We start from the raw sequence: 23544 nt of genomic DNA on the forward strand, positions 1-23544 counted from the left end.
GCAACGGCGGGGCGCTTTCGCGTTTTGGGGCGCCCGCCGGCACGGGTCCGAGCCGGTGCCGCGCTCCGCCCTCGCGCAGCACCCCACCGGGTGGGAACCCCGTCCAGCTGAAGCCGTTAGTGTGGTGCGCCACCTGCCGTCCACCGGAACCGGGGCCTGCGCACTCGATGACTGCCTACAGCCACCAGAGCGGCTACTCAGACCAGCCCTCGTCCGCTCATCTGCCCCGCGGCCGCTACGGCACAGGCGAGTCCCGCCCGCCCGCGTACCCGCGCCACCTGGTCACTGCCGTCATCGTCTCGCACGACGGCGCCCGCTGGCTGCCGCAGGCGCTGGCCGGCCTGCTCGGGCAGGACCGTCAGGTGCAGCGCGTGCTCGCGGTGGACACCGGCAGCACCGACACCTCCCCGCAGCTGCTCGCCGACACCCTCGGTGACTGGCTCCCGCCGAGCGGTGCGATCGTGCTGGGCCGCCGGGCCGGCTTCGGCACCGCCGTCGCCGAAGCCGTCTCCAGCAGCCCGCCGCTGCGCCCCGAGGACCTCCCCTACAGCCTGGACCCGTCCGGCTACGACCCGGTCACCGGTGGCTGGGACGACTTCGGCGACCCGCTCTCCTCGGAGGACGACCTCGGCGCGGGCGGCCCGCGCGAGACCCAGCCGGTCGAGTGGCTCTGGCTGCTGCACGACGACTGCGAGCCGCAGACCGACGCGCTGCGCCGCCTCCTCCAGGTCGCCGACACCACCCCCTCCGCCGCCGTCATCGGTCCCAAGCTGCGCAGCTGGTACGACCGCCGGCAGCTGCTGGAGGTCGGCGTGACCATCGCCCGCTCCGGCCGCCGCTGGACCGGCCTGGACCGCCGCGAGCAGGACCAGGGGCAGCACGACCAGGTCCGCCCGGTGCTGGCCGTCTCCACGGCGGGCATGCTGGTGCGCCGCGACGTCTTCGAGCAGCTCGGCGGTTTCGACCGGGCGCTGCCGCTGATGCGCGACGACACCGACTTCTGCTGGCGGGTCAACGCCGCCGGCCACCGCGTGGTGGTGGCCCCCGACGCGGTGCTGCGGCACGCCGAGGCGGCCAGCCGCGAGCGCCGCGCGATCGACTGCGGAGCGGCCCACCCGCACCGGGTCGACAAGGCCGGCGCCGTCTACACCCTGCTCGCCAACTCCAAGCGGACGGTCTTCCCCTACGTCCTGCTCCGGCTGGTGCTCGGCACGCTGGTGCGGGTGCTGGCCAACCTGATCGGCAAGGACCCCAAGCAGGCGCTCGACGAGATCGCCGGCCTCGGCCACGAGCTGGTCCGCCTGCCGCGCCTGCTCCTGGCCCGCAAACGCCGCGCGCAGACCAGAAGTTACGACCCGCTCGACGACCGGAGCCTGTTCCCCGCCCCGGGCGCCACCGCGCGCCTCGCGATCGAGACCGCGGTCGGCTCGCTCGGCATCGGCGGCGGCGACGACACGATCGGCCGGCACGGCACGGCCGAGTCCGGACCCGGCGACGAGGACAACGAGGTGCTCGAGGTCGAGCAGTTCGCGGTCATCAAGAAGCTCGCCCGGCGTCCCGCGCCGGTGCTCTTCGCCGCGCTGCTGGTCTTCGCCCTGTTCGCCGCCCGCAACCTGCTCGGCAGCGGCTCGCTGCTCGGCGGCGCGCTGCTGCCCGCCTCCGACGGCGCGTCAGGCCTCTGGGACATGTACGCGGGCAGCTGGCACCCGGTCGGCGCCGGCTCCACCGCGACGGCGCCGCCCTACCTGGCGATGCTCTCGGTGCTCTCCTGGCTGCTGTTCGACCACGCCGACCTGGCCGTCACCCTGCTGCTGGTGCTCTCCGTCCCGCTCGCGGCGGTCAGCGCCTACCTGGTCTCCCGTCCGCTGATCGGCTCCAAGCTGGTGCGGGCCTGGGCCAGCGCCACCTACGCGCTGCTGCCCGCCGCCACCGGCGCGATCGCGCAGGGACGGATCGGCACCGCGGTGCTCGCCGTGCTGCTCCCGCCGCTGGCCCGGGCCGCCGCCGTCTCGGCCGGTCTCGGGATCCGCAAGGAGACCGCCGCCAAGGGCGCCCGCCCGGGCTGGCGGTCCACCTGGATGACCGTCGCGCTGCTCACCGCCTGCACCGCCTTCGTGCCGCTGACCTGGGCGATCGCCGTCCCGTTGTCGCTGGCCGCGCTGATCGCGGCGGTCCTGCGCGGGGGTGCCTACGGCAGCGGGCTGGACGCGGTCCGGCTGCTCGGCCTGCGAGTCGCGGTGATCCTGGGTACGCCCCTGCTGGTACTCGCGCCGTGGTCGGTCGAGGTGCTCGCGCACCCGTCGCGGCTGCTGCTGGAGGCCGGTCTGCCGGGCTTCAACGGGCATGCGGCCAGCGCGGTTGGGCTGCTGCTGGTGAACCCGGGCGGTTCGGGCGTCCCGCCGGTGTGGCTCTCGGCGGGCGTGCTGCTCGCCGCGCTGGCCGCCCTGCTGCGCTCCGACCGGCGCCGCGCGGTGCTGGTCGCCTGGGGCGCGGCCGGTGCCTGCCTGCTCTTCGCCGTGCTGGTGGCCGGGACGAGCGTGACCCCGGCCTCCGGCGGTCCGGCCGTCGCGGCCTGGGCCGGCCCGGCAGCGCTGCTCAGCGGCATCTCGCTGCTCGCCGCCGCCGCGATCGGTGCGGACGGTGCGAACACCCGCGTCGCCGGGATCGCCTTCGGCTGGCGCCAGCCGGTGGCCGCCCTGGTGGTGCTCTCCGCCCTGCTCGCGCCATTCGGCACCGCCGTCTGGTGGGCGGTCAGCGGCGCGGACGGCCCGCTGCACCGGACCTCGCAGTCCCAGGTGCCCGCCTTCATCGCTGAGGAGGCCGACACCTCCGACCGTTCCCGCACGCTGGTGCTGACCGGCAACGCCACCGCCACGGACGTGCGCTTCGCGCTGGTCCGCGGCGCGGGCCTGACGCTCGGCCAGGCCGAGGGGACGGTGGACACCGGCGGCACGACCCATGCGCCGCTGACCAAGCTGGTCGGCAGCCTGCTGGCCGGCTCCGGCGCCGACCAGGCCGACGCGCTGGCCGGCTTCGGCGTCGAGTACGTCCTGGTCGAGGACCCGATGATCGGCAAGGTCGGGAACGTCCTGGACACCACGCCGGGCCTGACCCGGACCACCCAGGGCAATGGCACCGCGCTCTGGCAGGTGACCAGCCCGCCGGCCACCCGCGCCGTGATCACGTCGGGCACCACCCTGCCGATCCCGGTCCCGGCCGGCGCCGAGTCGATCGACAGCACGGTCCCGGCCGGTCCGGCCGGCCGGGTGCTGCGACTGGCCGAGCAGGCCGACCCCGGTTGGCAGGCGACCCTGAACGGCACCGCGCTGACCCGGGTCACCGTCGACGGCTGGGCGCAGGGCTTCCAGCTGCCCGCCAACGGCGGCCGCCTGCTCGTCACCCGCAGCGCCGCTCTGACGCACACCGGCTGGGTCTGGCTCCAGCTGCTGCTGGGCGTCACCGTGCTGGTGCTGGCCCTGCCCGGCCGGCGCAGCACCAAGGATGACGACCTGCCCGAGGAGGTGCTGGCCGCCGCCGCGCTGGCCGCCGCCGCCCAGGCGCAGGCACCGCTGCCCGGCAGTCGCCGGGCCCGCCGGATGGCCGAGCGCGGCGAGGGCGAGGGCGAGCAGCCGGACACCGACCCCGGGGTCTACGGGACGGAGCCCGGCAGCCCGCCGCAGCCCGCCGCGGAGCCGTACCAGCCGGCCGAGGCGGCGCCCGCCTTCGACCCGTACCAGCAGGCCGACCTCCAGCAGGGCGAGTACCAGCAGGTCGATCCGTACGGCTACGACCCCTACGCGGCCCAGCCGTCCTACGACCCGTACGCGGCGCAGCCGCAGTACGCGGGGGAGCAGTACGCCGCGGAGCAGCCCTACCAGGGCGATCCGTACGCGGCCCAGCCCCAGCAGCAGCCCTACCAGCAGGACTACGGCTACGACCCGTACGCCGCCCAGCAGGGCTACCAGAACCCCGAGCAGCCGTGGCCGCCCGGGCAGCAGCAGCCCTACGACTCCGACGATCCCTCCTACGGTGGCGGCCACCCGCACCACGACGGAGCTGACCCGCGATGAAGAAGCCCGCCCTGAAGAATCCCGGCTTCAGCCTGAAGCGCCCCGGAACGGGCGTCCCCGGCGGCAGCCGGACCGGTATCTCGGTGCTGGCCGCGGCCGGCGTGCTGGTCCTGGTGCTGGGCGTCGCCGAGGCGCGCCCGCCGGCCGCCCCGGCCGGGCCCCCGCCGGGCGCGGCGGTCACGGCGCAGGTCGAGCGGACGGCCGTGGTCTGCCCGCAGCCGATGCAGGGGCTGACCGGCACCACCTCGATCACCGCAGTCACCCCGGGTGCCGGCGGTTCGGCGGCCGGCGGCAGCGGCACGGTCAGCGACGTGACCCCGCCGGCGCCGGTGGCCTCCGCGCCGCCGTCCGGCTCACCCGCCCCGGCGCAGTCCCCGGCGCCCGCCGCGAACCCGGCCCAGGGTCAGGGGCAGCCCACCGGCGCCCGGCTGACGCTGGCCAAGCCCGGCGTGCCGGTCAGCGTCCAGGCGGCCAACGGCGACACCGCTCCCGGCTCCGTCGCGGTCGCCACCGGCGCCTACGCGCCCGGCTTCACCGTCACCCAGACCACCACGGTCACCGACCAGCGCGGCACGGGCATGTCCGGGGTGACCTGCCAGCCGGACGGCACCGACTTCTGGTTCGCCGGCGCCAGCACCGCGGCCGACCGCGCCGACTACGTCGCGCTCACCAACGTCGGGGCGTCCTCGGCCGTGGTGGACATCAAGCTCTACGGCGACCAGGGCGAGGCGGAGAGCGACGCCGCGGGCGGCATCACCGTGCCCCCCGGCGGTTCGCAGGCCGTCCTGATCTCCACCCTCACCAACAACACGGCGATCAACGACCTCGCCGTCCACGTGGTCGCCCGCAGCGGCCGGGTCAGCGCCGCGCTGCACGCCGCGGACGGTGCCAAGGGTGCCGACTGGGTGCCCGCCTCGACGGCACCGGCGCCCACCCAGGTGATCGCCGGGCTGCCCGCCGACCTCTCCGGGCTCGAACTGGTCGTGATGGCCCCCGGCAGCGACGACGCCGATCTGAAGATCCAACTCTCCGGCCCGAACGGCTGGTTCGTCCCGGCCGGTCACGAGTCGATCCACGTCAAGGCCGGCATGGTCAGCGCCGTCCAGCTCGGCCAGATCACCCGCAACGAGGTCTCCGCGATGCGGCTGTCGCCCTCCGACAACCAGAACGCCACGCCGGTGGTGGCGGCTCTGCGGGTCGACCGCGCCGCCAACAACAAGTCCGACTCCGCCTGGCTGACCGGCAGTTCCCCGATCGGCAAGCGGGCCACCGTGGCGGACGTGCGCGGCGGCGGGGCCGCCACGCTCTACCTCACCGCCGCCGACGCCGCCGCGACGGTCCGGGTGACCGCCTCGGCGAGCACCGGCGGGGGCACGCCGACCACCAAGGACGTCCAGGTCCCGGCCGGTTCCACGGTCGCCCTGCAGTCGCCCGAACCCGCCGGCGGCAACGGCGCGTTCGCCATCAGCATGGAGACGCTCTCGGGCGGCCCGGTGATGGCGGCCCGGATGCTCGCGGTGAACACCAACAACGTGCCGATGTTCACCATCCAGGCGCTCGCCGACGACCACAGCAGTGTCGTGGTGCCGCAGGCGGCGCAGGACCCGGGCGTGCTGGTCCACTGACCGCGCAGGTGGCGGCCCGGGCCCCGGCCCGAGCCGCCGTCACTCCTCGTCGTAGCGCGGGTCGATGGAGTCCGGCGAGAGTCCGAGCAGGTCGGCGACCTGCTCGATGAGGATCTCGTGCACCAGGGCCGCGCGGTCCTCGCGGGTCTTGGCACGGATCTCCACCGGCCGCCGGTAGACCACGATCTGGCTCTTGCGGCCCTGCCGGGCGGGCAGCACCCGGCCCAGCGGCACACCGCCGCCCGAGCCGGCCGGCGGATCGTCGGGACCGGGCTCGGGCACCTCGTCGACCGCGAACTCGACGTCTATCAGCTGCGGCCAGCGCCGCTCCAGGCGTTCCACCGACTCACGGACGTAGTCGTCGAACAGTTCGGAGCGGCTGAGCGAGATCGGTACCTGCGGCGGCGCCAGTGGGCCACGCAGGCCGCGGCCGTGCCGGTCGCGGCGCCTGGCACCGCGCGGCGGTCCGGCGGGCGGCTGCGGTACGGGCGGTGGCGGTGCGGAGCTGTCCATATCGCAGCCGAGCCTAGTCCTAGAAGGCCCGGAAATGGACCACACGAACAGCATCGGGGCGGCGCTCGAACGCGACACGAACCCGAAGACACGCGTGCGTCTTAGGCAGTTCGCCGTCTGTGCGGTACCGTCCACCCTCGTGAGCCCTGTACGTCGTTGTTCGCGGACCGCGTGCGGCCGACCGGCCGTCGCGACCCTGACGTACGTCTATGCCGATTCCACGGCCGTCCTGGGCCCGCTCGCCACCTACGCCGAGCCGCACTGTTACGACCTGTGCGCCGAGCACGCCGCCCGGCTGACCGCCCCGCGCGGCTGGGAGGTGGTCCGGTTGGCCGTCGACGCCGGGCCGATGCGCCGCAGCAGTGACGACCTGGAGGCATTGGCCAACGCCGTCCGCGAGGCCGCCCGCCCGCACGACTACGCACCGCGTCCGGTGCGCTCCGCCGAGGGCGACCCCGCCGAGGCCGGCCGCCGCGGCCACCTGCGGGTCCTGCGTTCCCCGGAGAACTGAGCGGACCGGTGTTCGACCACTGAGCGTGGCGAACCGGTCATCCACACCCGGTACGCTGCTTCCCTGCCCGGGGGCGCACCCGTACCGGAGGCGCACCCGTGGCGACGTATCGTGACCGAGGGCAACCAGCCCGTACCGTCGACACACACCAGGGTGGAGCCGCAGTGCGCGACCTCAAGCAGCTCGTGAAGGCCTACGACGTTCGAGGCGTCGTCCCCGACCAGTGGGACGAGAGCCTGTCCCGTGCCTTCGGCGCCGCATTCGTGCAGGTCACCGGTGCGTCGGCGATCGTCGTCGGTCACGACATGCGCCCGTCCTCGCCGAGCCTGACGCGGGCCTTCGCCGAGGGCGCGGCCGCCCGTGGCGCGGACGTCACCGAGATCGGGCTCTGCTCCACCGACCAGCTCTACTACGCGAGCGGCAAGCTGGACCTGCCCGGCGCGATGTTCACCGCGAGCCACAACCCGGCCGAGTACAACGGCATCAAGCTCTGCCGCGCGGGCGCCGCCCCGGTCGGCGAGAACACCGGCCTGGCGGACATCCGCGAGCTGGTGCAGAGCTGGATCGGCGCCGACGACAGCGTGACGATCCCCGCCGTCGACGTGGCGCCGGGCAAGCTGACCCAGCAGGACACCCTGCGCGGCTACGCCGACCACCTGCTCGGCCTGGTCGACCTCACCGCGATCCGCCCGCTCAAGGTCGTGGTGGACGCGGGCAACGGCATGGGCGGCCACACCGTCCCCACCGTGCTGGCCGGCCTGCCGCTGGACGTCGTGCCGATGTACTTCGAGCTGGACGGCACCTTCCCCAACCACGAGGCCAACCCGCTCGACCCGAAGAACCTGGTCGACCTGCAGGCCAAGGTCAAGGAGGTCGGCGCCGACATCGGCCTGGCCTTCGACGGCGACGCCGACCGCTGCTTCGTGATCGACGAGCGCGGTGAGCCGGTCTCGCCGTCCGCGATCACCGCCCTGGTGGCCGTCCGCGAGCTGGCCCGCGCCCGCGCCAACGGCGAGGAGGGCGCGACGATCATCCACAACCTGATCACCTCCTGGACCGTGCCGGAGGTCGTCCTGGAGCACGGCGGCAAGCCGGTCCGCACCCGGGTCGGCCACTCCTTCATCAAGCAGGAGATGGCCGAGACCGACGCGATCTTCGGCGGCGAGCACTCGGCGCACTACTACTTCCGCGACTTCTGGCGCGCCGACACCGGCATGCTGGCGGCCCTGCACGTCCTCGCCGCCCTGGGCGGCCAGCAGGGCACGCTCTCCGCGCTGACCGCCGAGTACGACCGCTACGCCGCCTCCGGCGAGATCAACAGCACCGTCGCCGACCAGGCGGACCGCTCCGCCGCGGTGCGCGCCGCGTACGCCTCGCTGGAGGGCGTCAGCGTCGACGAGCTCGACGGCCTGACCATCGCCGGCGACGACTGGTGGTTCAACCTGCGCGCCTCCAACACCGAGCCGCTGCTGCGACTGAACGTCGAGGCCAAGGACCCGGCGAAGATGGCCGACCTGCGCGATGCGGTGCTCGCGCTGGTCCGCGCCTGATCCGTATCCCGACCCGCCCCGGCCGGTAGTGTTGCTACCGGCCGGGGCGCCGTCGCGTCCCGCCGTACCCCTGACGCACTGGAGCCCGCCGCCCATGACGCTCGAACCGTTCCTCCTGGAGATCCTGGTCTGCCCGCAGTGCCGGGCCGCGCTGGCCGAGGCCGGCACCGAGGACCAGCCGGAACTGGCCTGCACCGGCGACGACTGCGGCCTGCTCTACCCGGTCCGCGACGGCATCCCCGTCCTCCTCGTCGACGAGGCCCGCCGCCCCGCCTAGACCGAACCGGCAGCTCGGAGGCCAGCCGCATGCTCGACGACAGCCTGCTCGACGACCCGGCCGCCCTTCAGCGCGCCGACCGGGACCACGCGTTGCTCGCCCTCGCGGGCTCCGGCGCACGGGTCCGCACCGCGCTACGGCTGGCCGACGCGGCCGGCCTGGCGCGTCTCCAGCCCGACGGCCGCCCGCGAGCCGTCCTGGTGGCCGGCCACGGCAGCGCCCTGACGGCCGGTGAGGCACTGGCCGCGCTGGCCGGCACCGCCACCCTGGTCCAGCCGCTCCCCGCCGCGGACAGCCGCCCGGCCGGCGGCAGTTCCGCCTTCAGTACCGGCCTGATCTGGCAACTTCCCGGCTGGGTGGGCCCGCTGGACCTCCTGGTGATCGCCTCGGCGGACGGCTACGAACAGGGCCTGATCGCCCTCGCCCAGCAGGGCTACGCCCGCGGCTGCGCGATCGCGGTGATCTGCCCGGAGGACCGGCCGCTGGCCGAGGCCGCGCTCCAGGTGCGCGGACTGCCGCTGCCGTACGTGCCGTCGGCCACCGAGGAGCCCGCCGAGGCACCCGAGCCCGACCTGCCCGCCGAGGACCCCGGCGCGCTGTGGGCCTTCCTCACGCCGCTGCTCGCGCTGGCCGCCCGGATCGGCGTCGTCCCGCTCGCCGACCGCGCCCTGGAGCAGGCCGCCGACCTGCTGGACGAACTCGCGGTCCGCCACCGCCCGGACGCCGCCGCCTACCTCAACCCGGCCAAGGGACTGGCCGCCCGGCTCTCCGGCACGGTCCCGCTGCTCTGGAGCGAGGGCCCGATCGCCGCGGTGGCCGCCGCCCGCTTCGCCGCGATGCTCGCCGACCGGGCCGGCCTGCCCGCCCTCACCGGCCGGCTGCCGCAGGCGCTGACCGCGCACCGCGGCATGTTCGCCGGGCGGCTGGGCGGCGGCGCGGACCCGGACGACTTCTTCCGCGACCGGGTCGACGAGCCCGACCCGTTCACCCTCCAGGTCCTGCTGCTGCGGCACGTACCGCTGGAGGAGGCCGCCGACCAGGAGCAACTCCCGCCGGAGGCCGTCCCCGAGCCCGCGTCGGCCACCCCCAGCGTGCGCCGGGCCCACCGCCTGGCGGCCAACCACGACGTCCGGCTGACCGAGTACACCGGGATCCGCCAGGAACCGCTGGAGGCCCTGGTGGAGTTGGTCGTGCTGACCGACTTCGCGGCCGTCTACCTGGGACTTGCCGCCGATCCGGGCCACTGATGGTCGGTTAGGGTCTAGGAGCCCCGAAACCGGGCACCTCACGTACTTCGAGCTAGGAGCAGGGTCGCGCCGATGGACCGCCTCGCCAACACCGTCCGTCCCTACGCCTGGGGCTCGACCGTCGCCATCCCGGCGCTGCTGGGCGAGGAGCCCACCGGGGAGCCGCAGGCCGAGCTCTGGCTGGGCGCCCACCCCGGCGCGCCGTCCCGGCTGGACCGCGGTGACGGGCCTCGCTCGCTGGCCGAGGTGATCGCCGAGGACCCGGCCGCCGAGCTCGGTGCGGAGGCGGTCGAGCGGTTCGGCCCGACGCTGCCCTTCCTGCTCAAGGTGCTGGCCGCCGGCATCCCGCTCTCCCTCCAGGTTCATCCGGACCTCGCCCAGGCGCGCGCGGGCTTCGCCGCCGAGGAGGCCGCCGGGGTGCCGGTCGAGGCCGCCCACCGGAACTACAAGGACGCCAACCACAAGCCCGAACTCATCTGTGCGCTGGACGAGTTCGAGGGCCTGTGCGGCTTCCGCGAGCCGCGCGCCACGGCCGACCTGATGGCCGCGCTGGGTGTCCCCGCACTCGCCCCGCTGATCGAGCGGCTGCGTACCGAGCCCGCCGAGCGCGCGCTGCGCGAGACGCTGGCCGCCGTGCTCGGCGGCGATCCGGCGACCGTCGCGGTGACCGTCAAGGAGGTGGCCGAGGCGCTGGACCGCGCACTCGCCGCCGAGCCCGCCTCCCCGTACGCGGAGGCCTTCGCCGGGTACGCCTACGCCGCCAAGCACTTCCCCGGCGACCCCGGGGTGCTGGCCGCGCTGCTGCTCAACCACTTCCGGCTCCAGCCGGGCGAGGCGATCTACCTGGGCGCCGGCATCCCGCACGCCTACCTGCGCGGCACCGGCGTGGAGATCCTCGCCAACTCCGACAACGTGCTGCGCAGCGGACTCACCCCCAAGCACGTGGACGTCCCCGAACTGCTGCGCGTGGTGGTCTTCGAGCCGGGCGACCCGAAGGTGCTGCGTCCGGTCCCGGGCAGCGACGGCGAGGAGCTCTACCCGGTGCCGATCGACGAGTTCCGGCTCTCGCGCTTCACCCTCACGGCGGACGGCCCGCAGTGCCGGACGGACGGCCGGGCGGCCCAGATCCTGCTCTGCACCGAGGGCGAGGTCACGCTCACCGGCGCGCGGGGGGAGACCCTGGTGCTGAGCCGGGGCCAGTCCGCCTACCTGCCCGCCACCGGCACGGACACCGGGCTGGCCGGCCCGGGCGTCGTGTTCCGCGCGACCGTGACCCTCTGAGGGCCGGCGCGTGAGTACCGAGGGCGGCACCAAAGCACTGGTCGCGGCACTGTCCGCCAACCTGGCCATCGCGGTCGGCAAGTTCACCGCCTTCGCCTTCACCGGCTCCTCCTCGATGCTCGCCGAGGGCGTCCACTCGGTCGCCGACTCCGGCAACCAGGTGCTGCTGCTGATCGGCGGCAAGCGGGCGAAGCGGGCGGCGGACGAGGAGCACCCGTTCGGCTACGGCCGCGAGCGCTACGTCTACGGCTTCCTGGTCGCCATCGTGCTGTTCAGCGTCGGCGGGCTCTTCGCCGTCTACGAGGGCTACGAGAAGATCAGGCACCCGCACGAGCTGCACGGCTGGTACTGGGCGGTCGGCGTGCTGGTCTTCGCGATCTGCATGGAGGGCTGGTCCTTCCTGACGGCCTACCGCGAGGCGAGCCGGATCAAGGGCGACCTCGGCTGGGCGACGTACATCCGGCGGGCCAAGGCCCCGGAGCTGCCGGTGGTCCTGCTGGAGGACACCGGCGCGCTGATCGGCCTGGTGCTCGCGCTGCTCGGCGTCGGGCTCACGGTGATCACCGGCGACGGCGTCTGGGACGGCCTGGGCACGCTCAGCATCGGCCTGCTGCTGGTGGTCATCGCGGTCGTGCTGGCGCTGGAGACCAAGTCGCTGCTGATCGGCGAGTCGGCCGACGCGTCCACGACCGCGCGGATCCGCGCGGCGCTGGTGGACGGCGGCTCCGTCACCGAGGTGATCCACATGCGCACCCTGCACGTCGGTCCCGAGGAACTGCTGGTCGCCGCGAAGATCGGCGTCCGGCACGACGACACGGCGGCCCAGGTGGCCCAGGCCATCGACGAGGCGGAGGCCAGGGTCCGGGCGGCGGTCCCGATCGCCCGCGCGATCTACCTGGAGCCCGACGTCTACTCGGCCGAGAAGGCGGCGGCCGGCCCCGATCCGGAGGCCACTCCGGGTGGCCCCGGCCCGGCCGCTCACGACCACTGATCCCGGACGATCTTCTGCCGGACGGTGGCGGAAATCCGCAGTGACGCCGCGCGGTCCAGGGCCCTCGGTGTAGATTCGTCACAGAGCCGAACGTCGCTGCTGATGGCGGTCGATCGAGTGCGCGCGGCAAGCCGCCCGCCCGGTCGAGGGAGAGAGGTCCTCCGACGGATTGTGCTGGAGCGCGGCGCCTCGGCGTCGAACAGCGGTGGGGACACCGTTGGTTCGGCGTGTCCGGACGCCGTGCTGCGACACACGCCGGAGCTTGGCCCTACTACCCGCCCGTGCAGCGAGGAGCTGACGCATGTCGTCCAACATCACCGGTGACTTCAAGGTCGCCGACCTTTCCCTTGCCCCGTTCGGCCGCAAGGAGATCCAGCTGGCCGAGCACGAGATGCCCGGTCTGATGTCGATCCGCAAGGAGTTCGCGGCCACCCAGCCGCTGGCCGGCGCCCGGATCACCGGTTCGCTGCACATGACCGTGCAGACCGCCGTGCTGATCGAGACCCTGGTCGCGCTCGGCGCCGAGGTCCGCTGGTGCTCCTGCAACATCTTCTCCACCCAGGACCATGCCGCCGCCGCCATCGCGGTCGGCCCGGAGGGCACCGCCGAGAACCCCGCCGGCGTGCCGGTCTTCGCCTGGAAGGGCGAGACCCTGGAGGAGTACTGGTGGTGCACCGAGCAGGCGCTCAGCTGGCCGAACGGCCAGACCGCCAACATGATCCTGGACGACGGCGGCGACGCCACCATGCTGATCCACAAGGGCGTCGAGTTCGAGAAGGCCGGTGTCGCTCCGGACCCGTCCACCGCGGACAACGACGAGTTCCGGATCGTCCTGGAGGTGCTCAACCGCACCCTCAAGGAGACCCCCACCAAGTGGACCGAGGCCGCCGCCGCGATCAAGGGCGTCACCGAGGAGACCACCACCGGTGTCCACCGCCTGTACGAGATGCACCGTGAGGGCAAGCTGCTCTTCCCGGCCATCAACGTCAACGACGCGGTCACCAAGTCGAAGTTCGACAACAAGTACGGCTGCCGCCACTCGCTGATCGACGGCATCAACCGCGCCACCGACGTGCTGATCGGCGGCAAGGTCGCCGTCGTCGCCGGCTACGGCGACGTGGGCAAGGGCTGCGCCGAGTCGCTGCGCGGCCAGGGCGCCCGCGTGATCATCACCGAGATCGACCCGATCTGCGCCCTGCAGGCGGCGATGGACGGCTACCAGGTCACCACCCTGGAGGAGGTCGTCTCGATCGCCGACATCTTCATCACCACCACGGGCAACAAGGACATCATCCTTGCCAGCCACATGGAGCAGATGAAGCACCAGGCGATCGTCGGCAACATCGGCCACTTCGACAACGAGATCGACATCGCCGGTCTCGCGAAGCTCCCGGGCATCGTGAAGACCGAGGTCAAGCCGCAGGTCCACGAGTGGCGCTTCGCGGACGGCCACACCATCATCATGCTGTCCGAGGGCCGCCTGCTGAACCTGGGCAACGCGACCGGCCACCCGTCGTTCGTGATGTCCAACTCCTTCGCGAACCAGACGATCGCGCAGATCGAGCTGTTCACGAAGACCGAGGAGTACCCGGTCGACGTCTACGTGCTGCCGAAGCACCTGGACGAGAAGGTCGCGCGCCTGCACCTGGACGCGCTGGGCGTCAAGCTCACCGTGCTGAGCAAGGACCAGGCCGACTACATCGGCGTTGCGGTCGAGGGCCCGTACAAGCCGGAGACCTACCGCTACTGATCCGCTGACAGCGACCGTACGGCCGGCACCCCGCTCGGGGTCCCGGCCGTACGGCTGTCTCCGGCGGGTGTCAGCCGACCACCTTCGTCGTCCAGTTGCTCTCGCTCAGCCCGAGCACGGTCATCTTCTTCAGCCACCCCTGCATGCCGCCGAGCGGGTCCAGGACGGTTGACCCGGGCGGGGCGTCCACGCACAGCACGATGCCCGCCTCGGAGCGGCAGTCGTTCTCGGACCCCCCGAGGAGGCGCCTGGCCTGCGCGGGCGCGCTCGCCACGCTGATCTTGGTGCCGTGCACGTCGTACTCGAGGAGCAGTTCCCAACCGGTGGGGCTGTCCACGTCGTCGGACGGCCGTTCCAGGGTCACCCCGGTGAGCCGGGCCCCGGCCGGCAGCTTGCCGATCCGCACCGGCAGCGGGATGGGCCGCAGGCCGACCGTCACACCGGCCGCCACCCGCAACATCGCGGCGCGATTGTCGCTCTCCTTCAGGTAGTAGCCGTGCATCACCGCCCAGCTGCCGTCGGCCGTCTGCCAGCACAGGAACAGGTCGTCGTCACCGGGGGCGGCCGTCGCGCCCGACACCAGCCAGTAGGCGGTCCGGCCGTTGACGGCAGGAGCATCGAGCCGGCTCAGCGCACCGCCGGTGTCGGCCGATCCCACCGTGGGCACCGGGCCGGCCGGATAGAGGCTGAGCATGATCCGGGTCGACGTCAGGCCCGGCGCCCGCGCGACGGCCATCCCGCCGGCGGCGCCCAGCTGTTGCCCCACACCGGTGATCGACGGCGGCAGCCAGCCGAAGGTGGCGTCGGCCATGGCGGGGTCCGCCCCGCTCTGCGCGGCGACGAAGGCGGCCCGGTCCGGGGCGAACGGTGACCCTGCCGGGACCGCCGGGTGGCTGTCCCCGGGGAGTCCGAACCCCAGTCCCAGGGCGGCCACGACGGCGACGGCCGTCGTGGTGGCCGCTGCCGCCAACTGCCGCCGGCGCCGTCGGCCGCGTCCGACCTGCATCGCACGCTCGGCGCTGACCGCGCTCGCGGGTGCCGGTGCGTTCGTCAACTCGGCCAGCCCATCGATCAGTTCCGGCATCTCCTGAGTCATCACGAAGTCCTCTCATCGATGGTGGACGGACGCACGGCGAGCAGGCGGCGCAGGGAGTCCAGCCCGCGGGAGGTCTGGCTCTTCACATTGCCGGGCGAGCAGCGGAGCACCTCCGCGGTCTGCTCGACGGAGAGGTCGGCGTAGTACCGCAGCACCACGGCGGCTCGTTGCCGCGGCGGCAGGTCGGCCAGGGCCCGGCGCAGGTCGAGGGCGGTGTCGACGTCCGGCTGCCTGGCGGCGAGGTCCGGCTGCGCACTCCGCCTACGCGCCAACCGCCCCCACGGCGAACGCTGTTCGGCGAGGAACGTGTTCACCAGCACCCGTCGGGCGTAGCCGTCCACGTTGTCGGCCCGGGAGACCCGTCCCCAGTGGGTGTAGAGCTTGGTGATCGTCTCCTGGACCAGGTCGTCGGCGCGGTGCCAGTCCCCACACAGCAGGTAGGCCACCTTGCGCAGCCACCCCGCTCTGGACGCGACGAACTCCGTGAACTCGGCATCGCGTTTCCCCTCAGCCATTGCTGGCCACGCTCCTCTCGACGGCAGGGCCCTGGGCCCTACTCGACTCCCTGATGCGGGCGGGCTGCCGAAAGGTTGCATCACCTAGTGCCTGACGCGGCACTAGGCTTCGGATCATGCCCAACGGCCGATACGCACTCCACGACCCGCACGACCACGCCCCGCTCGGCGAGGAGCGGTTCAGCTGCGCGCCCGGCCCGGCGGGTTGGCGCTACGTCTCCAAGACCTACGCCCCCGACGGCAGCACGCTGGGCACCACCGACCTCACCCTCGACTCGCGCAGCCGCCCGCTGCGGATGGAGCTGCGCTCCGGCGGCTGGCAGGTGCGTGGTGGCGCGGTGGACGGCGTCGCCTGGGTCCGCACGGACCCGGCGGACCCGGCCGGTGCGCTCGCCGTCGAGGGGCACGACCGGGCGCACGGCTTCAGCGGTGACTCGCCGGCCTTCCTGATCGCCACCGCACGACTGCTGGGCCTCGCGGAGGGCGGCAGCGCCCGGGTGCGCCTGGTCTCTTTCACCGGTGCCGCCCTCGCGCCGCGGACCTTCGACCAGGGCTGGACGCTGGAGGGCCTGGAGAGCCATCCGACCGACAGCGGGCCGCTGCTGGTGGAGCGCTTCCAGGTGGCCGACCTGGAGACCGGTGAACAGCGCCTCGTGCACCTGGCGGGGGACGTCGTGCTGGCCGCGCCGGGCCTTGAGCTGGAGGAGCTGCAGTCGCCGCCCAACGCGTGGCCGCCGAGGGACTGAGGCGGCTCAGCCGGGCAGCGCGAACCCGCTGTCGGTCGTCCCGGTGACGGGTGCTGCGGGTGCTGCGGGTGCTGCGGGTGTTGCGGGAGGCGTCGGCAGCTGCGACGGCGGCATCGGCGGCGTCTGCGCTGTCGGAGCCGAAGCCGAAGCCGAAGCCCGTCCGGCCGCGCGGGCCCACTCGCGGCGCTGCCGCTCGGTCAGCACCGCTGCCAGGTAGCTGGCCGGGTCCAGGCCGGCGGGGGCCGGCCACCGGGTCAGCGCCGCCAGCTCGTCCGCCAGCCCGGCCGCCATCCGGAACGCGACTGCGGGGTCCAACTGCCCTGTGCGCGAGAGAAGTTGCCGGATCGCCAGCCAGAGACCATCCGGCACCGCCGAGAGGTCGAGCCGGACCAGCTCCGCCCCCAACGCGTGCAGGAGTTGCGGCGGCGGTGGCGTGAACGCCGACGTCCCGCGCGTCGTCACCCGTTCACGCACCACCAGCGTTCCGGCGAAGACGTCGCCGAGCCGCCGCCCCTCGGGCGAGATCAGCGAGCAGATCGCGGCCGGCGCACCGGTCAGCATGATGATCTCGAAGAAGCCCACCAGCCCGCGCACCAGCGCGTGCCGGAACCGCACCGGCCCGCCGTCGGTCCGCACCACGCGCAGCCCGAGGGCCAGCTTCCCGAGCGACTTCCCCCGGGTGAAGGTCTCCACCAGCACGGGCACCGCGACCAGGAAGAACACCATCAGGCTCAGCATGATCGCCGCGGCCGCGGCGCCGTCCAGATTCGGCTGGACCAGCATCAGCACCAACGCACAGGCGAAGAACGCCACGATCTCCAGCACCAGGTCCAGCAGCACCGCCAGGGCCCGACTCGGCAGCTTCGCCGTCCGCAGGCCGAGGACCACGGCCTCACCCGTCACCAGGTCGCTCACTGCACCCGCCCGTTCCGTCCGCCGAACTCCACCCGCACCGATCTGCTCGGGTCAACATACGGGGCCGCCCGAACCCCGTGAAGGTCCGCACCCGCTTCGCCGCCCGCAGCCCCCGGCGGCCGGCCCGCCCCGCTCTGGCAAGCTGTGCCCCTGTAGGCACTGTCCCGCCTAGCCGCGCCCGTCAGCCCGCTTGGAGTGACCCGCCCATGGATCTGGACGTCTTCGTCGCCGCGCACCAGGCGCAGTGGGCGCGCCTGGAGACCCTCAGCAGGCGACGCAGGCTGAACGGCGCCGAGGCCGACGAACTGGTCACCCTCTACCAACAGGCCACCAGCCACCTCGCCCGGGTGCAGGCCGGCGCACCGGACCCCGTCCTTGAAGGGCGCCTGACCACCCTCGTGGCCCGCGCCCGCAACGCCGTCACCGGCAGCCGGGCGGCGGGCTGGCGGGACGTCGGGCGGTACTTCGCGGCCGGGTTCCCCGCAGCGCTCTACCGCTCGCGCCGCTGGTGGATCCCGATCGCGATGGTCTCCGTGCTGGGGTCGGCGCTGATCGCCTGGTGGGTGGCGACCCACCCGGAGGTCCGGGCCAGCCTGGCCACGCCGGAGCAACTGCGCGAGCTGACCAAGCCCGGCGGCGGCTACCAGGCGTACTACTCGGACCGCCCGGCGAGCTCGTTCGCGGCCCAGGTGTGGACCAACAACGCGTGGATCGCGGCCCAGTGCCTGGTCTTCGGCGTCTTCCTCGGCCTCCCCGTCCTCTGGGTCCTGCTGCAGAACGTCATGAACCTCGGCATCGGCCTGGGCCTGATGGCCTCCGCCGGCCGGCTCGACCTCTTCCTCGGCCTGCTGCTCCCGCACGGCCTGCTAGAGCTGACGGCGGTCTTCGTGGCCGGCGGCCTGGGCCTGCGGCTGGGCTGGACGGTCATCGACCCCGGCCCACGCACCCGCGCGGTCGCGCTCGCGGAGGAGGGCCGGGCGACGATCGGCATGGCGATGGGCCTGACAGCCGTCCTCTTCGTCAGCGGCATCCTCGAAGCCTTTGTGACGCCGTCCGGCCTGCCCACCTGGGCGCGAATCGGCATCGGCGGCACAGCGGAGATCCTCTTCCTGCTCTACGCCCTGGTCCTCGGCCGTCGCGCCGCCGTTGCCGGCGAGCGCGGCGATATCGACGCGGCCGACCGCGCCGACCTCCAGCCAGTGGCGGCCTGACCCCTTCTGACCTGCTAGTCTTCTCTTCACGCCACAAAGACCGTTGACACGGACCGGACTGGCTAGTAGATTCGAACGGTTGGCTCCGACTGGACAACAGTCGCGCTGAGGCGATAGAGTCTGCGAACAGCAAGTCGAGGCAGGCGCATCCACGATGCGAGCCCGGCAAGCGAAACCCGGAAACAAAACCTCCGAAAGCCTTTGATAGGCTCCGTTGGCAAGTTGAAGGAAATCCTCTCGGTAGGAAATCAGTAAAGAAACGGCCGGTAAACGGTGCGAATCGGATCTGATAAGCTGAGAACAGAACGAAACGCAGTACTGAGCGAAACACTCGGAGAGCTTGCGAGAGCGGCTTGAAGACAGTGTCCGTTCCTTGAGAACTCAACAGCGTGCCAAAAGTCAACGCCAGATATGTTGACATCCCCGGCCTCGGTCTTTGATCGGGGTTGGAGATTCCTTTTGAAGTAAGACACAGCGAGGACGCAGTGCACGTGACCACCCTATTCCGGTGGTTGTCGTGCCGCTCAACGCGGGTGTTCAGCCCGATTACGGGCAGACATTCACGGAGAGTTTGATCCTGGCTCAGGACGAACGCTGGCGGCGTGCTTAACACATGCAAGTCGAACGATGAAGCCTTCGGGTGGATTAGTGGCGAACGGGTGAGTAACACGTGGGAAATCTGCCCTGCACTCTGGGACAAGCCTTGGAAACGAGGTCTAATACCGGATATGACCTGTCCTCGCATGGGGGTGGGTGGAAAGCTCCGGCGGTGCAGGATGATCCCGCGGCCTATCAGCTTGTTGGTGGGGTAATGGCCTACCAAGGCGACGACGGGTAGCCGGCCTGAGAGGGCGACCGGCCACACTGGGACTGAGACACGGCCCAGACTCCTACGGGAGGCAGCAGTGGGGAATATTGCACAATGGGCGAAAGCCTGATGCAGCGACGCCGCGTGAGGGATGAAGGCCTTCGGGTCGTAAACCTCTTTCAGCAGGGAAGAAGCGCAAGTGACGGTACCTGCAGAAGAAGCACCGGCTAACTACGTGCCAGCAGCCGCGGTAATACGTAGGGTGCGAGCGTTGTCCGGAATTATTGGGCGTAAAGAGCTCGTAGGCGGCTTGTCACGTCGGATGTGAAAGCCCGGGGCTTAACCCCGGGTCTGCATTCGATACGGGCAGGCTAGAGTGTGGTAGGGGAGATCGGAATTCCTGGTGTAGCGGTGAAATGCGCAGATATCAGGAGGAACACCGGTGGCGAAGGCGGATCTCTGGGCCATTACTGACGCTGAGGAGCGAAAGCGTGGGGAGCGAACAGGATTAGATACCCTGGTAGTCCACGCCGTAAACGGTGGGAACTAGGTGTTGGCGACATTCCACGTCGTCGGTGCCGCAGCTAACGCATTAAGTTCCCCGCCTGGGGAGTACGGCCGCAAGGCTAAAACTCAAAGGAATTGACGGGGGCCCGCACAAGCAGCGGAGCATGTGGCTTAATTCGACGCAACGCGAAGAACCTTACCAAGGCTTGACATATACCGGAAACGGCCAGAGATGGTCGCCCCCTTGTGGTCGGTATACAGGTGGTGCATGGTTGTCGTCAGCTCGTGTCGTGAGATGTTGGGTTAAGTCCCGCAACGAGCGCAACCCTTGTTCTGTGTTGCCAGCATGCCTTTCGGGGTGATGGGGACTCACAGGAGACTGCCGGGGTCAACTCGGAGGAAGGTGGGGACGACGTCAAATCATCATGCCCCTTATGTCTTGGGCTGCACACGTGCTACAATGGTCGGTACAAAGGGCTGCGATGCCGCGAGGCGGAGCGAATCCCAAAAAGCCGGCCTCAGTTCGGATTGGGGTCTGCAACTCGACCCCATGAAGTTGGAGTTGCTAGTAATCGCAGATCAGCATGCTGCGGTGAATACGTTCCCGGGCCTTGTACACACCGCCCGTCACGTCACGAAAGTCGGTAACACCCGAAGCCGGTGGCCTAACCCGTAAGGGGAGGAGCCGTCGAAGGTGGGACCAGCGATTGGGACGAAGTCGTAACAAGGTAGCCGTACCGGAAGGTGCGGCTGGATCACCTCCTTTCTAAGGAGCACATAGCCGCTTGCGAGCAAATGTCTCGCACGGTTGCTCATGGGTGGAACGTTGACTATTCGGCACACACGGTTGAAGTCGTTAGTACTGTCCTTCGGGGCGTGGAACGCGGTGGAGGTCGGGTGTGTCGGGCACGTTGTTGGGTCCTGAGGGAACGGCCGTATGGCTGTTGTCTCGGTGCCGGTCCCACGGACATTGCCTCATTCTTGGGGTTGTGTAGGTGGGTGTCTGGTCGTTGTTTGAGAACTGCACAGTGGACGCGAGCATCTGTGGCCAAGTTTTTAAGGGCGCACGGTGGATGCCTTGGCACTAGGAACCGATGAAGGACGTGGGAGGCCACGATAGTCCCCGGGGAGCCGTCAACCAGGCTTTGATCCGGGGGTTTCCGAATGGGGAAACCCGGCAGTCGTCATGGGCTGTCACCCATACCTGAACACATAGGGTATGTGGAGGGAACGAGGGGAAGTGAAACATCTCAGTACCCTCAGGAAGAGAAAACAACCGTGATTCCGGGAGTAGTGGCGAGCGAAACCGGATGAGGCTAAACCGTATTGGTGTGATACCCGGCAGGGGTTGCCAATGCGGGGTCGTGGGAAAGTTCTTCAGTCGTCTGCCGGCGGCTGGGTGAGTCAGAAACCGTATGGGTAGTCGAAGGACATGCGAAAGGTCCGGCGTAGAGGGTAAGACCCCCGTAGACGAAATCTGTACGGCTCACTTGAGCTTCTCCCAAGTAGCACGGAGCCCGAGAAATTCCGTGTGAATCTGGCGGGACCACCCGCTAAGCCTAAATATTCCCTAGTGACCGATAGCGGATAGTACCGTGAGGGAATGGTGAAAAGTACCGCGGGAGCGGAGTGAAATAGTACCTGAAACCGTGTGCCTACAAGCCGTGGGAGCGTCGGACACCAGCTTGCTGTGTGTCTCGTGACTGCGTGCCTTTTGAAGAATGAGCCTGCGAGTTTGCGGTGTGTAGCGAGGTTAACCCGTGTGGGGTAGCCGTAGCGAAAGCGAGTCCGAATAGGGCGGTTGAGTTGCATGCCCAAGACCCGAAGCGGAGTGATCTAGCCATGGGCAGGTTGAAGCGGAGGTAAGACTTCGTGGAGGACCGAACCCACCAGGGTTGAAAACCTGGGGGATGACCTGTGGTTAGGGGTGAAAGGCCAATCAAACTCCGTGATAGCTGGTTCTCCCGAAATGCATTTAGGTGCAGCGTCACGTGTTTCTTGCCGGAGGTAGAGCACTGGATAGGCGATGGGCCTCACCGGGTTACTGACCTTAGCCAAACTCCGAATGCCGGTAAGTGAGAGCGTGGCAGTGAGACTGTGGGGGATAAGCTCCATGGTCGAGAGGGAAACAGCCCAGAACACCGACTAAGGTCCCTAAGCGTGTGCTAAGTGGGAAAGGATGTGGAGTCGCACAGACAACCAGGAGGTTGGCTTAGAAGCAGCCATCCTTGAAAGAGTGCGTAATAGCTCACTGGTCAAGTGATTCCGCGCCGACAATGTAGCGGGGCTCAAGCACACCACCGAAGTCGTGTCATTGCAGCAATACTCCCAACGGGGGCTGTGATGGGTAGGGGAGCGTCGTGTGCCGGGTGAAGCAGCGGAGGAATCCAGTTGTGGACGGTTCACGAGTGAGAATGCAGGCATGAGTAGCGATACAAGAGTGGGAAACTCTTGCGCCGATTGACCAAGGGTTCCTGGGTCAAGCTGATCTGCCCAGGGTAAGTCGGGACCTAAGGCGAGGCCGACAGGCGTAGTCGATGGACAAACGGGTTGATATTCCCGTACCCGCTTTGAAGCGCCAACGTCGAACCTCTGAATGCTAAAGCCGCGAAGCCGGCCTGGAGTCTTCGGACGAAGGGACGTGGTGGAGCCGCTGACCCAACAGGGTAGTAGGTGAGCGATGGGGTGACGCAGGAAGGTAGTCCAGCCCGGGCGGTGGTTGTCCCGGGGTAAGGGTGTAGGCCGAGTGATAGGCAAATCCGTCACTCATTGAGGCTGAGACCTGATGCCGAGCCGATTGTGGTGAAGTGGATGATCCTATGCTGTCGAGAAAAGCCTCTAGCGAGTTTCATGGCGGCCCGTACCCCAAACCGACTCAGGTGGTCAGGTAGAGAATACCGAGGCGTTCGGGTGAACTATGGTTAAGGAACTCGGCAAAATGCCCCCGTAACTTCGGGAGAAGGGGGGCCACACCTGGTGATGGAATTTACTTCCTGAGCTGGGGGTGGCCGCAGAGACCAGCGAGAAGCGACTGTTTACTAAAAACACAGGTCCGTGCGAAGCCGTAAGGCGATGTATACGACTGACGCCTGCCCGGTGCTGGAACGTTAAGGGGACCGGTTAGTCCGACTTCGGTTGGGCGAAGCTGAGAACTTAAGCGCCAGTAAACGGCGGTGGTAACTATAACCATCCTAAAGGTAGCGAAATTCCTTGTCGGGTAAGTTCCGACCTGCACGAATGGCGTAACGACTTCTCGACTGTCTCAACCATAGGCCCGGTGAAATTGCATTACGAGTAAAGATGCTCGTTTCGCGCAGCAGGACGGAAAGACCCGGGACCTTTACTATAGCTTGATATTGGTGTTCGGTTCGGCTTGTGTAGGATAGGTGGGAGACTGTGAAGCGGCAACGCCAGTTGTCGTGGAGTCGACGTTGAAATACCACTCTGGTCGTGCTGGATGTCTAACCTAGGTCCGTGATCCGGATCAGGGACAGTGTCTGGTGGGTAGTTTAACTGGGGCGGTTGCCTCCTAAAGAGTAACGGAGGCGCCCAAAGGTTCCCTCAGCCTGGTTGGCAATCAGGTGTTGAGTGTAAGTGCACAAGGGACTTGACTGTGAGACCGACGGGTCGAGCAGGTGCGAAAGCAGGGACTAGTGATCCGGCGGTGGCTTGTGGAAGCGCCGTCGCTCAACGGATAAAAGGTACCCCGGGGATAACAGGCTGATCTTCCCAAGAGTCCATATCGACGGGATGGTTTGGCACCTCGATGTCGGCTCGTCGCATCCTGGGGCTGGAGTAGGTCCCAAGGGTTGGGCTGTTCGCCCATTAAAGCGGTACGCGAGCTGGGTTTAGAACGTCGTGAGACAGTTCGGTCCCTATCCGCTGTGCGCGTAGGAATATTGAGAAGGGCTGTCCCTAGTACGAGAGGACC

Annotated in this window: 15 protein-coding genes and 2 rRNA genes; 13 read left to right on the forward strand and 4 right to left on the reverse strand. The window is 69.9% G+C overall.

The features are described 5' to 3' along the window. Positions 1-167: 167 nt before the first annotated feature. Complete coding sequence (locus tag BS80_RS26185) at positions 168-4070, forward strand: glycosyltransferase (RefSeq protein WP_083975233.1); 3903 nt, start codon at positions 168-170, stop codon at positions 4068-4070. Then, positions 4067-5695: a DUF5719 family protein gene (locus tag BS80_RS26190; RefSeq protein WP_051967082.1), complete on the forward strand. Its 1629-nt coding sequence runs from the start codon at positions 4067-4069 to the stop codon at positions 5693-5695. The genes BS80_RS26185 and BS80_RS26190 overlap by 4 nt, the downstream gene beginning before the upstream one ends. Before the next feature lie 39 nt (positions 5696-5734). On the opposite strand, the gene BS80_RS26195 is transcribed toward BS80_RS26190, so the two are convergent. Next, positions 5735-6208 (reverse strand): metallopeptidase family protein, encoded by a 474-nt coding sequence (locus BS80_RS26195; RefSeq protein WP_035801108.1) that lies wholly within the window; start codon positions 6206-6208, stop codon positions 5735-5737. 139 nt (positions 6209-6347) lie between these two features. Here BS80_RS26195 and BS80_RS26200 point away from each other — a divergent pair, with 139 nt between their 5' ends. The 7 genes from BS80_RS26200 (at position 6348) to ahcY (ending at position 13815) form a co-directional block, all read left to right on the forward strand. Further along, a complete protein-coding gene (locus tag BS80_RS26200) occupies positions 6348-6719 on the forward strand; it encodes a DUF3499 domain-containing protein (RefSeq protein WP_232246601.1) in 372 nt (123 codons plus the stop codon). Between the two features lie 164 nt (positions 6720-6883). Then, positions 6884-8269, forward strand: coding sequence for a phosphomannomutase/phosphoglucomutase (locus BS80_RS26205; protein ID WP_035801115.1), 1386 nt, complete (start codon positions 6884-6886; stop codon positions 8267-8269). Between the two features lie 94 nt (positions 8270-8363). Continuing rightward, positions 8364-8546, forward strand: a complete 183-nt coding sequence (locus BS80_RS26210; protein ID WP_035801117.1) for a Trm112 family protein — start codon at positions 8364-8366, stop codon at positions 8544-8546. 29 nt (positions 8547-8575) lie between these two features. After that, positions 8576-9793: an SIS domain-containing protein gene (locus tag BS80_RS26215; protein ID WP_035801118.1), complete on the forward strand. Its 1218-nt coding sequence runs from the start codon at positions 8576-8578 to the stop codon at positions 9791-9793. Between the two features lie 72 nt (positions 9794-9865). Then, a complete protein-coding gene (gene manA / locus BS80_RS26220) occupies positions 9866-11074 on the forward strand; it encodes a mannose-6-phosphate isomerase, class I (protein WP_035801120.1) in 1209 nt (402 codons plus the stop codon). 10 nt (positions 11075-11084) lie between these two features. Beyond that, positions 11085-12065, forward strand: a complete 981-nt coding sequence (locus BS80_RS26225) for a cation diffusion facilitator family transporter (RefSeq protein ID WP_035801122.1) — start codon at positions 11085-11087, stop codon at positions 12063-12065. A 301-nt stretch (positions 12066-12366) separates the two neighbouring features. Then, on the forward strand, positions 12367-13815 hold the full coding sequence (gene ahcY, locus BS80_RS26230) for an adenosylhomocysteinase (protein ID WP_035801129.1): 1449 nt from the start codon (positions 12367-12369) through the stop codon (positions 13813-13815). Between the two features lie 70 nt (positions 13816-13885). Here the strand turns inward: ahcY and BS80_RS26235 are convergent, their stop codons facing one another. After that, positions 13886-14911 (reverse strand): hypothetical protein, encoded by a 1026-nt coding sequence (locus tag BS80_RS26235; RefSeq protein ID WP_035801131.1) that lies wholly within the window; start codon positions 14909-14911, stop codon positions 13886-13888. Beyond that, positions 14911-15426, reverse strand: a complete 516-nt coding sequence (locus tag BS80_RS26240; RefSeq protein ID WP_035801134.1) for a SigE family RNA polymerase sigma factor — start codon at positions 15424-15426, stop codon at positions 14911-14913. The genes BS80_RS26235 and BS80_RS26240 overlap by 1 nt, the downstream gene beginning before the upstream one ends. 116 nt (positions 15427-15542) lie before the next feature. Here BS80_RS26240 and BS80_RS26245 point away from each other — a divergent pair, with 116 nt between their 5' ends. Next, the gene (locus BS80_RS26245; protein WP_035801136.1) at positions 15543-16172 is read left to right on the forward strand and encodes a hypothetical protein; all 630 of its coding nucleotides are present in this window, start codon (positions 15543-15545) and stop codon (positions 16170-16172) included. 6 nt (positions 16173-16178) lie between these two features. Here the strand turns inward: BS80_RS26245 and BS80_RS26250 are convergent, their stop codons facing one another. Beyond that, positions 16179-17087, reverse strand: a complete 909-nt coding sequence (locus tag BS80_RS26250) for an RDD family protein (protein WP_035801141.1) — start codon at positions 17085-17087, stop codon at positions 16179-16181. A 206-nt stretch (positions 17088-17293) separates the two neighbouring features. Between BS80_RS26250 and BS80_RS26255 the strand changes: the two genes are divergently transcribed. From BS80_RS26255 to BS80_RS26265, 3 genes are all read left to right on the forward strand, one after another. Then, positions 17294-18298, forward strand: a complete 1005-nt coding sequence (locus BS80_RS26255) for a stage II sporulation protein M (protein ID WP_035801143.1) — start codon at positions 17294-17296, stop codon at positions 18296-18298. Between the two features lie 559 nt (positions 18299-18857). Then, a 16S ribosomal RNA gene (locus BS80_RS26260) occupies positions 18858-20379 on the forward strand. A 280-nt stretch (positions 20380-20659) separates the two neighbouring features. Next, positions 20660-23544 (forward strand): 23S ribosomal RNA (locus tag BS80_RS26265); the annotation flags it as partial.

Source organism: Kitasatospora mediocidica KCTC 9733 (genome assembly GCF_000744225.1).
Taxonomy (GTDB): Bacteria; Actinomycetota; Actinomycetes; order Streptomycetales; family Streptomycetaceae; genus Kitasatospora; species Kitasatospora mediocidica.

Coding starts and splice junctions, on each gene's coding strand:
- BS80_RS26185 (WP_083975233.1), top strand. CDS start 168: ATGACTGCCTACAGCCACCAGAGCGGCTACTCAGACCAGCCCTCGTCC.
- BS80_RS26190 (WP_051967082.1), top strand. CDS start 4,067: ATGAAGAAGCCCGCCCTGAAGAATCCCGGCTTCAGCCTGAAGCGCCCC.
- BS80_RS26195 (WP_035801108.1), bottom strand. CDS start 6,208: ATGGACAGCTCCGCACCGCCACCGCCCGTACCGCAGCCGCCCGCCGGA.
- BS80_RS26210 (WP_035801117.1), top strand. CDS start 8,364: ATGACGCTCGAACCGTTCCTCCTGGAGATCCTGGTCTGCCCGCAGTGC.
- BS80_RS26215 (WP_035801118.1), top strand. CDS start 8,576: ATGCTCGACGACAGCCTGCTCGACGACCCGGCCGCCCTTCAGCGCGCC.
- manA (WP_035801120.1), top strand. CDS start 9,866: ATGGACCGCCTCGCCAACACCGTCCGTCCCTACGCCTGGGGCTCGACC.
- ahcY (WP_035801129.1), top strand. CDS start 12,367: ATGTCGTCCAACATCACCGGTGACTTCAAGGTCGCCGACCTTTCCCTT.
- BS80_RS26235 (WP_035801131.1), bottom strand. CDS start 14,911: ATGACTCAGGAGATGCCGGAACTGATCGATGGGCTGGCCGAGTTGACG.
- BS80_RS26240 (WP_035801134.1), bottom strand. CDS start 15,426: ATGGCTGAGGGGAAACGCGATGCCGAGTTCACGGAGTTCGTCGCGTCC.
- BS80_RS26245 (WP_035801136.1), top strand. CDS start 15,543: ATGCCCAACGGCCGATACGCACTCCACGACCCGCACGACCACGCCCCG.
- BS80_RS26255 (WP_035801143.1), top strand. CDS start 17,294: ATGGATCTGGACGTCTTCGTCGCCGCGCACCAGGCGCAGTGGGCGCGC.